Source organism: Caballeronia choica (assembly GCF_001544535.1).
GTDB classification, from domain to species: domain Bacteria; phylum Pseudomonadota; class Gammaproteobacteria; order Burkholderiales; family Burkholderiaceae; genus Caballeronia; species Caballeronia choica.
The window spans coordinates 92,619-100,712 of the sequence record NZ_FCON02000018.1; the positions used below are offsets into that span (position 1 = coordinate 92,619).

Here is an 8,094-nt window from a genome sequence, read left to right on the forward strand (position 1 = left end):
GATGAGCCCCGTGTTTGTCATCACCGTCTTGCTGTGGGTATCGGTGGCCGGACTCGCCTTTGCGGTCGCGAAGCGGGCGGCGTATTGGCGCGAAGGACGGGCCACCGCCGCGGGCGCCTACGGCTGGGCCAACCTGCTGTCGATCCCGAAGCGCTATTTTGTCGACCTGCATCATGTGGTTGCGCGCGATCCGTATATCGCGAAGACGCACGTCGCCACGGCGGGCGGCGCGATCCTCGCGATGGCGCTCGTGTTCGTCAACTACGGCCTCGCGATCTACTCGCCGTGGCTCGACAAGCTGATCTTTCTCGCTGCCTTGATCATGCTCGTCGGCGCGGTGTTCGTCTGGCGCCGCCGGCATGGTGCGAAGGCCGTGCCCGCGCGGCTCTCGCGCGGCCCGTGGGACAGCCTGCCGCTGTTGCTCGGATCGTTCGCGCTCGGTCTCGCGCTGTTCGTCGCGCTGCCGGCCGGCGCGATGTCGGGTGCGTTCGCCATCATCATCGCGTTGCTGATCGCGGCGGGCGCGTTCACGATGACCTTTGGCGCGGCGCGCGGCGGTCCGATGAAGCACGCGATGGCAGGTCTGCTGCATCTCGCGTTCCATCCGCGTCAGGAGCGCTTCACGGGCAAGAGCCACGAACATGACGTCGTGCCCCCGACGGCGCTCAAGATGCCCGCGCTCGATGCCAAGGAATACGGCGTCGGCAAGCCGGTGGAGTTTCGCTGGAACCAGTTGCTGAGCTTCGATGCCTGCGTCCAGTGCGGCAAGTGCGAAGCGGCCTGTCCGGCGTTCGCGGCGGGCCAGCCGCTCAATCCGAAGAAGCTGATCCAGGATCTCGTGACGGGCATGGTCGGCGGAACGGATGCCGCGTATGCCGGCAGCCCGACGCCTGGAATTCCGCTGGGCAAGCACGGCGGCGCACCGGGCAAGCCGCTGATCTCCAGCCTGATCGAAGCCGATACGCTGTGGTCCTGCACGACTTGCCGCGCCTGCGTGCAGGAGTGCCCGATGCTGATCGAGCACGTCGATGCGATCGTCGACATGCGGCGCAACCAGACGCTCGTCGAAGGCATCGTGCCGGGCAAGGGGCCGATCACGCTGGCGAACCTGCGCGAAACGGGCAGTTCGAATGGCTATGACATCGGCGCGCGCTATGACTGGGCGGTCGATTTGCAAGTGCAGGTGGCGCAGCCGGGAAGGCCGGTCGACGTGCTGTTGATCGCGGGCGAAGGCGCGTTCGACATGCGTTATCAGCGCACGCTCCGCGCATTGGTGAAAGTGCTGAACAAGGCGGGCATCGACTACGCCGTGCTCGGCGGCGTGGAGACGGATACCGGCGACACGGCGCGGCGTCTCGGCGACGAAGCCACGTTCCAGCAACTCGCGAAGCAACTGATCGGCACGCTTTCGCAGTATTCGTTCGGGAAGATCGTCACCGCCGATCCGCACGTAATGCACAGCCTGCGCAACGAGTATCGCGCGCTCGGCGGGTTCTACGAAGTGCAGCATCACACGTCGCTGATCGCCGAGATCGTCGCGAGCGGCAAACTCTCTCCGCGTGCCGCCGCCGCGCTCGCCGAGAAGAAGATCACGTATCACGATCCATGCTATCTGGGCCGCTATAACGGCGAGACCGAAGCACCGCGCCAGTTGCTGAAGACCATCGGCATCAAGGTGATCGAGATGGAACGCAGCGGCATGCGCGGACGCTGCTGCGGCGGTGGCGGCGGCGCGCCGCTTACCGATATCCCCGGCAAACAGCGCATTCCCGATATCCGCATCGCCGATGCGCGTGCGGTGAACGCGGAGATCGTCGCGGTCGGTTGCCCGAATTGCACGGCGATGCTGGAAGGCGTCGTGGGTCCGCGTCCGGAAGTGCTCGACGTGGCCGAACTCGTTGCTGCGGCGCTGGAGTGACGCGATGAACGACAACATCAAACGAATCGATCCGCGCCGGCCATTCACGATCACGTCCGAAGGACTCAGGCGCATCACGCTCGGCGTAACGGGCGGGGGCGGGACGATGGCGTTCGTGGTGGCTGGAGGCCATCGCGAGCACGCGTTGCCGCGCCGCACGACGGCCGCGCCACAACGCACGCTGCTGGTCGCGGCGCACACGGATCGAGGCGCGCTCGATGACCACGCGCGCCAGACGCTCGCCGCCGCCGCGCTGATCGCGGATGCGCAGACCGAAGTCGTGCTGCTCGTCTTCGGCGAATTCAACGACGACGCGGCGGCACTCGGCGCCGACAGGCTGGTCGCACTGCCCGCATTCGACCGGCGCAGCTTCGCGCCGGAAGACGAATTGAACGCGCTCGCGGCCTACGTCGCCGCGTATGCGCCGGCGCACCTCTTCCTGCCCGACAACGCAACTGGCGACGGCGACCTCGGCCGCCGATACGCAGCGCGAGCGAATGCGAGCGTCGCCACCCATGTTGTCGAGATCGATGCGAAGCACGTCTCGGTTCATGTTCAAGGCGGCAAGGCGTACGCAGTGCGCGCCCTGCCCGAAGTGATTCTTCTCGCGCCGAACGCGGTCGATCCGAAGCTGCCGTTCGTGGGCGCGGGCGAGCGTGTCGAGGGCATCGGACTCGCGGCGTCGAAAGGGGCTTACCGCGATCTCGGCATCGAGGAGATCGACGCTGCCCAAGTCGCACTCGAAGAAGCGGATTTCATCGTATCGGCGGGAAATGGTGTCGCCGATGTGGCTTCGTTCGAACGCCTCGCTCAAACACTCGGCGCCGCGATAGGCGCAAGCCGCGTTGCCGTGGACGACGGCAAGTTCGCGCGCGACAAGCAGATCGGCGCAACCGGCAAGACCGTGGATGCGAGCGTCTACATTGCGTTCGGTATCTCGGGCGCGGTGCAGCACTTGCAGGGCATCAAGGATTGCCGGCATGTGATCGCCGTGAACCTCGACGCCAGCGCGCCTATCGCCAAGCGCGCGAACCTGACGATCGTCGCGGACACAGCGGAGACGATCGCGGCATTGACCGACGCGGCGGCCGCCGCGCGCGGTTCGCGCGGCAGAGGCGCTGCGCTGCTGAATTCAGCGCCCGTTGCAGAAGGAGCACTCGCATGAAGATTGCCGTACTCGTTTCCATCGGACGACATCCGGTGAGCGGCACCGCGCGCTACAGCCGCAACGACGCCGCCGCTTTGACGATGGCGCTCGCGATCGCGAAGGAACACCGCGCCACGCTCGACGTGCTGCATGCGGGCGACCCGTCGAATCCGGCGCTGCAGGAATATCTCGCGCTCGGTGCCGCGCGGGTGGAAGTGCTCGACATGGGCGGCAACGGCGGTGGCGACGCGATCGCGGCACTGGCCGCGCGCCTGAAAGGCTACGACCTCGTGCTGTCCGGCACGCGTGCCGAAGGCGCATTCGACAGCGGCATGCTGCCGTATCGTCTCGCCGATGCGCTCGGCATCGCGCTCGTGGGCTCGGCCGTCGACGTCGCGGTAAAGGACGGCGATGTCGAAGTCCGGCAGTTCATGCCAAAGGGACTGCGCCGCCGCGTGCAGGCGTCGCTGCCCGCGCTCGTCGCCGTGCATCCGATGGCGAATGCCGCGCCGCGCTACGCCTACGCACGCCTGCGCGAAGGCACGATCGCCCCGGTCGTCACGCGCGCCCCGGCCGATGCGGAAAACCTCCAATGGACCGTGAAGCCCGCGACCGCCAAACCCGTGCGCCTCGCTGCCGCCGAAAAGCGCTCGGGCCACGCGCGCATGCTTTCCGCGACGACGACCGAGAGCCGCGGCGGCAGCGTCGTAATTGAAGGGAGTTCCGTCGAAAAAGCACAAGTGATTCTCGCCTATTTGCGCGAGCATCAACTCATCGACTACTGATTTTTCCGATCGAAAAACCTGCCGGCAAAAGTGCGCGCGCGGGTCACCCAGGCACAACGGAGCACACGATGAAAGTTTCGGCAGACGTTCGCGCGATGGTCGAACGCCGCAAAAAGGGCTACACGCTCGAAGCGCCGTTCTATACGAGCGAGGCAATCCACGCGCTCGATCTCGACGCGATTTTCCGGCAGCACTGGATTCAGGTCGCGGTGGCACCCGACGTGCCCGAACCGGGCGACTACGTGACCGTCGAGATCGGCAACGACTCGATTCTCATCGTGCGCGACGACGACATGCAGATCCGCGCGTTTCACAACGTCTGCCGCCATCGCGGTGCGCGCCTGTGCAACGCCGAAAAAGGGTCGCTTGGCAACATCGTGTGTCCGTATCACAGCTGGACCTACAACCTGAACGGCGACCTGATGTTCGCCGAGCACATGGGCGACCAGTTCGACCGCTGCAAGCACAGCCTCAAGCGCGTTCACGTAGAGAATCTGGCGGGCCTGATCTTCATCTGCCTCGCGGAAAATCCGCCCGCCGATTTCGGCGTGATGCGCGCCGCGATGGAGCCGTACATGCTGCCGCACGGCCTCACCGACTGCAAGATTGCGGCATCGATCGACATCGTGGAGGAAGGCAACTGGAAGCTCACGATGGAGAACAATCGCGAGTGCTATCACTGCGTCGCGAACCATCCCGAACTCACGATTTCCCTCTACGAATACGGCTTCGGCTATCAACGCACGCCCGCCAATGAAGAAGGCATGGCCGCGTTCGAAGAGACGGTCGCGCGCCGCACGGCGCAGTGGGAAGCGATGAACCTGCCGTCGGCGGAAATCGAGCGGCTCGCCGATCTCGTCACCGGCTTTCGCACGCAACGCCTGCCGCTCGACCGCGACGGAGAATCGCAGACGCTCGACGCGAAAGTCGCGTCGAAGAAACTGCTCGGCGGTTTCGAGCAAGCCGATCTCGGCGGGCTGTCGTTCTGGACGCAGCCCAATTCGTGGCATCACTTCATGAGCGATCACATCGTCACGTTCTGCGTGATCCCGCTCGCGGCCGGCAGGACGCTCGTGCGCACGAAGTGGCTCGTGCACAAGGACGCGCGCGAAGGCATCGACTACGACGTGAACAACCTCACCGCCGTATGGCGCGCGACGAACGACCAGGACCGCACGCTCGTCGAGTACTCGCAGCGCGGCGCCACGAGCAGCGCATATCAGCCGGGTCCGTATTCGCCGTTCACCGAAGGTCTCGTCGAAAAATTCTGCGAGTGGTACATCGCACGTCTCGCCGACTACGCCGATACGCCCGACACCCAAGCGACGAACGACGCAGCGCCGGCATCGCACGGCGAGAAAGTCGTGTCCTTCATGCGCTGACGCGCCGCCTGAACCATGAGCGGGAGAGAGAAATGATGCGCGATCAGGCGGTCTTCGAGAGCACGAGCCGTGTCACCCAGCCGCAATTCTGGGGGACGCTGCCCGCGCGCTGGGACAGCGATACCGACGACACGCTCGTCTGCTGTCAGGTGCGGCAGGAAACGCACGACGTGAAGAGCTTTTTCTTTCGCGCGCCGGGCGAACGCGCGTTCGTCTTCGAGCCGGGCCAGTTCATCACGCTGGAACTCGAGATCGACGGCGAGACGATCAACCGCTGCTACACGATCTCCTCGCCGCCGACGCGTCCTCATACCATTTCGATCACCGTCAAGCGCGTGCCGGGCGGCAAGGTGTCGAACTGGCTGCATGACAACCTGCGGCCGGGCTCGAAGGTTCGCGTGCTTGGGCCGTCCGGCGAATTCACCTGCGCGCGCCATCCGGCGCGCAAGTTCCTGTTCCTGTCGGCGGGGTCGGGCGTGACGCCGCTGATGTCGATGAGCCGCGCGCATCACGAACTCGGCGAAGACAGCGACATCATGTTCGTGCACAGCGCCCGCACGCCCGACGACATCATCTTTGCCCGCGAACTCGATCTGATCGCGTCGAACCAGGCGAATTTCCGCACGGCATTCGTGTGCGAACGGGTGGGCGCGCGCACGAACTGGCCGGGCATCACCGGCTTTCTGACCCTGCCGCTGCTCAAGCTGATCGCGCCGGATTTCCTCGAACGCGAGATTTTCACCTGTGGTCCGGCGCCGTACATGAAGGCGGTGCGCGACCTGCTCGACGAAGGCGGGTTCGATCGCAAGCACTATCACGAAGAGAGCTTTTCGTTCGAGACGATTGCCGAAGTCGCCGCGCAACTGACGACCGCTCATGTCGCGGACGCGTTGCAGGGCAACGGTCACATCGAGGAAGCCACGGTCGGTTTCGCGCCCGCGCCGGTCGAGACGAAGTTCAAGGTGAGCTTCGCCAAGAGCAATCGCGAGATCGAATGCGGCGGCGGCCAGCATGTGCTCGACGCCGCGAAGAAAGCCGGCGTGCGGCTTGCCGCATCGTGCACGCAGGGCATGTGCGGCACCTGCAAGGTCAAGCTGGTGTCGGGCGAAGTGGACATGAAGCATGCGGGCGGAATTCGTCAGCGCGAAATCGATCAGGGCATGGTGCTGCTGTGCTGCAGCAAGCCGTTGAGCGATCTCGTCGTCGATAAGTAAGACGAGTGGTCGGGGTCGGAGGTCGCATCCTGACAACTCGATGTCGTAATTCAACGCTACACGCCAATTGTGGCTGGCGATTCTGAGTGCTCAACGGCTTGGACCGCGAAAGGGAGATCGACGATGAGACTGATCAAAAAATTACTGGTGTTGAGCACATTGAGCGCGGCACTGGCTGCAACGAGCGTGGGTGTGTCGGCTGATGCCAAACCGACCATCAAGATCGGCTATGTGGAAGGATGGGACGACAGCGTCGCGACGTCGAACGTGGCGGCGCGCATCATCGAGAAGCGCCTCGGCTATCAGGTGCAACTCGTGCCGGTCGCGGCCGGCGTGATGTGGCAGGGCGTGGCGCGCGGCGACCTCGACGCCACGCTGTCCGCGTGGTTGCCGGTGACGCACGGCGCGTATTGGAACAACTTCAAGGGCAAGGTCGTGGACCTCGGGCCGAATTTCAACGATGCGAAGATTGGGCTGATCGTGCCTGACAACGTCGACGTGAAGAGCCTCGACGATCTGCAGGCCAAGAAGGAGGAGTTCGGCTCGCGCATCGTCGGCATCGATGCGGGCGCGGGCGTCATGCAGAAGGCGAGCGAGGCGATCAAGGCCTACAAGCTCGACTATCAGTTGATGCCGAGTTCGGGCAGCGCGATGACGGCGGAACTGGCGCGCTCGGAAGCGGCGAGCAAGCCGATCATCGTGACGGGCTGGAAGCCGCACTGGATGTTCGCGAAGTACAAGCTCAAGTTCCTCGAAGATCCGAAGAAGGTGTTCGGTGAAGCGGAGCATGTGGACAGCGTGGTGAATCCAGAACTGGAAAAGAAGGCACCGCCGGTGGTGGCGTTCCTGAAGAAGTTCCAGTGGAAGCCGGGCGAGATCGATAGTGTGATGCTTGCAACGCAGAATGGAGAGAAGCCGACCGCCGCGGCCGATGCGTGGATTGGCGCGCATACGGATCGGGTGGATAGCTGGGTTAAATAAGTCGCTGGCGCTTGGGATTGCGGTTGGGGTGTTTACGCCGTTTGATGCGCTTGTGCTTCTATGGAACTTGTTTTGTTTTTGGTTTATTAGCTCTGCCCCTGTCCGGGGCGGGACTCACTTTCTTTGCTGCTGCAAAGAAAGTAAGCAAAGAAAGCAGCTTTCCACCGCCAATCCTTGCCATGCCCCGCTAGCCCGTTCTCTCGGAGTGGTCCAACCGGGGGAGTGTCGTTAGCGGGGTTTCCCCGTTGTTGGCATGTAGAACAGGCACGGGCATCGCACCGCAATACGGAGTGGACCAGCAGTCATACATCCGGCTTCGCGCTACGCACTCACCCGTCAGGCAAAATTGAAACCCGAAACCGTCGCCACATCTACATCCCGCGTTCGTGCTTGCCACATGCTTCAATTCACCGCTTAGCGAACCTGTCGTCGGGCACGAAGTGCCATGACGGATGAATGACTGCTGTTCCCCTCCCTGTAGCGGTGCGATGTGCGCGCCTTTTCTACATGCCAACAACGATGAAACCCCGCTAAGGACACTCCCCCGGTTGGACCACTCCGAGGGCGCGGTCTGGAGGCGCATGGCAAGGATTGGCGGTGGGAAGCTGCTTTCTTTGCTTACTTTCTTTGCAGCAGCAAAGAAAGTGAGTCCCGCCCCGGACAGGGG

Annotated in this window: 6 protein-coding genes; all 6 read left to right on the forward strand. The window is 64.0% G+C overall.

Translation table 11 applies throughout. From position 1 onward, the window contains the following. Position 1 precedes the first annotated feature (1 nt). Positions 2 to 1,918 (forward strand): (Fe-S)-binding protein, encoded by a 1,917-nt coding sequence (locus tag AWB68_RS11195; RefSeq protein ID WP_087644410.1) that lies wholly within the window; start codon positions 2 to 4, stop codon positions 1,916 to 1,918. Between the two features lie 4 nt (positions 1,919 to 1,922). Then, a complete protein-coding gene (locus AWB68_RS11200; RefSeq protein ID WP_087644411.1) occupies positions 1,923 to 3,083 on the forward strand; it encodes an electron transfer flavoprotein subunit alpha/FixB family protein in 1,161 nt (386 codons plus the stop codon). Further along, complete coding sequence (locus AWB68_RS11205; RefSeq protein ID WP_087644412.1) at positions 3,080 to 3,850, forward strand: drug:proton antiporter; 771 nt, start codon at positions 3,080 to 3,082, stop codon at positions 3,848 to 3,850. The genes AWB68_RS11200 and AWB68_RS11205 overlap by 4 nt, the downstream gene beginning before the upstream one ends. A gap of 68 nt (positions 3,851 to 3,918) precedes the next feature. Next, positions 3,919 to 5,232 (forward strand): aromatic ring-hydroxylating oxygenase subunit alpha, encoded by a 1,314-nt coding sequence (locus AWB68_RS11210; protein WP_087644413.1) that lies wholly within the window; start codon positions 3,919 to 3,921, stop codon positions 5,230 to 5,232. 35 nt (positions 5,233 to 5,267) lie between these two features. Then, positions 5,268 to 6,446 carry an FAD-binding oxidoreductase gene (locus AWB68_RS11215; RefSeq protein ID WP_087644420.1) on the forward strand — a complete coding sequence of 393 codons (1,179 nt, stop codon included), beginning with the start codon at positions 5,268 to 5,270 and terminating at the stop codon, positions 6,444 to 6,446. A 123-nt stretch (positions 6,447 to 6,569) separates the two neighbouring features. Continuing rightward, positions 6,570 to 7,427 (forward strand): glycine betaine ABC transporter substrate-binding protein, encoded by an 858-nt coding sequence (locus AWB68_RS11220; RefSeq protein ID WP_087644414.1) that lies wholly within the window; start codon positions 6,570 to 6,572, stop codon positions 7,425 to 7,427. The last annotated feature ends 667 nt before the right edge of the window (positions 7,428 to 8,094 follow it).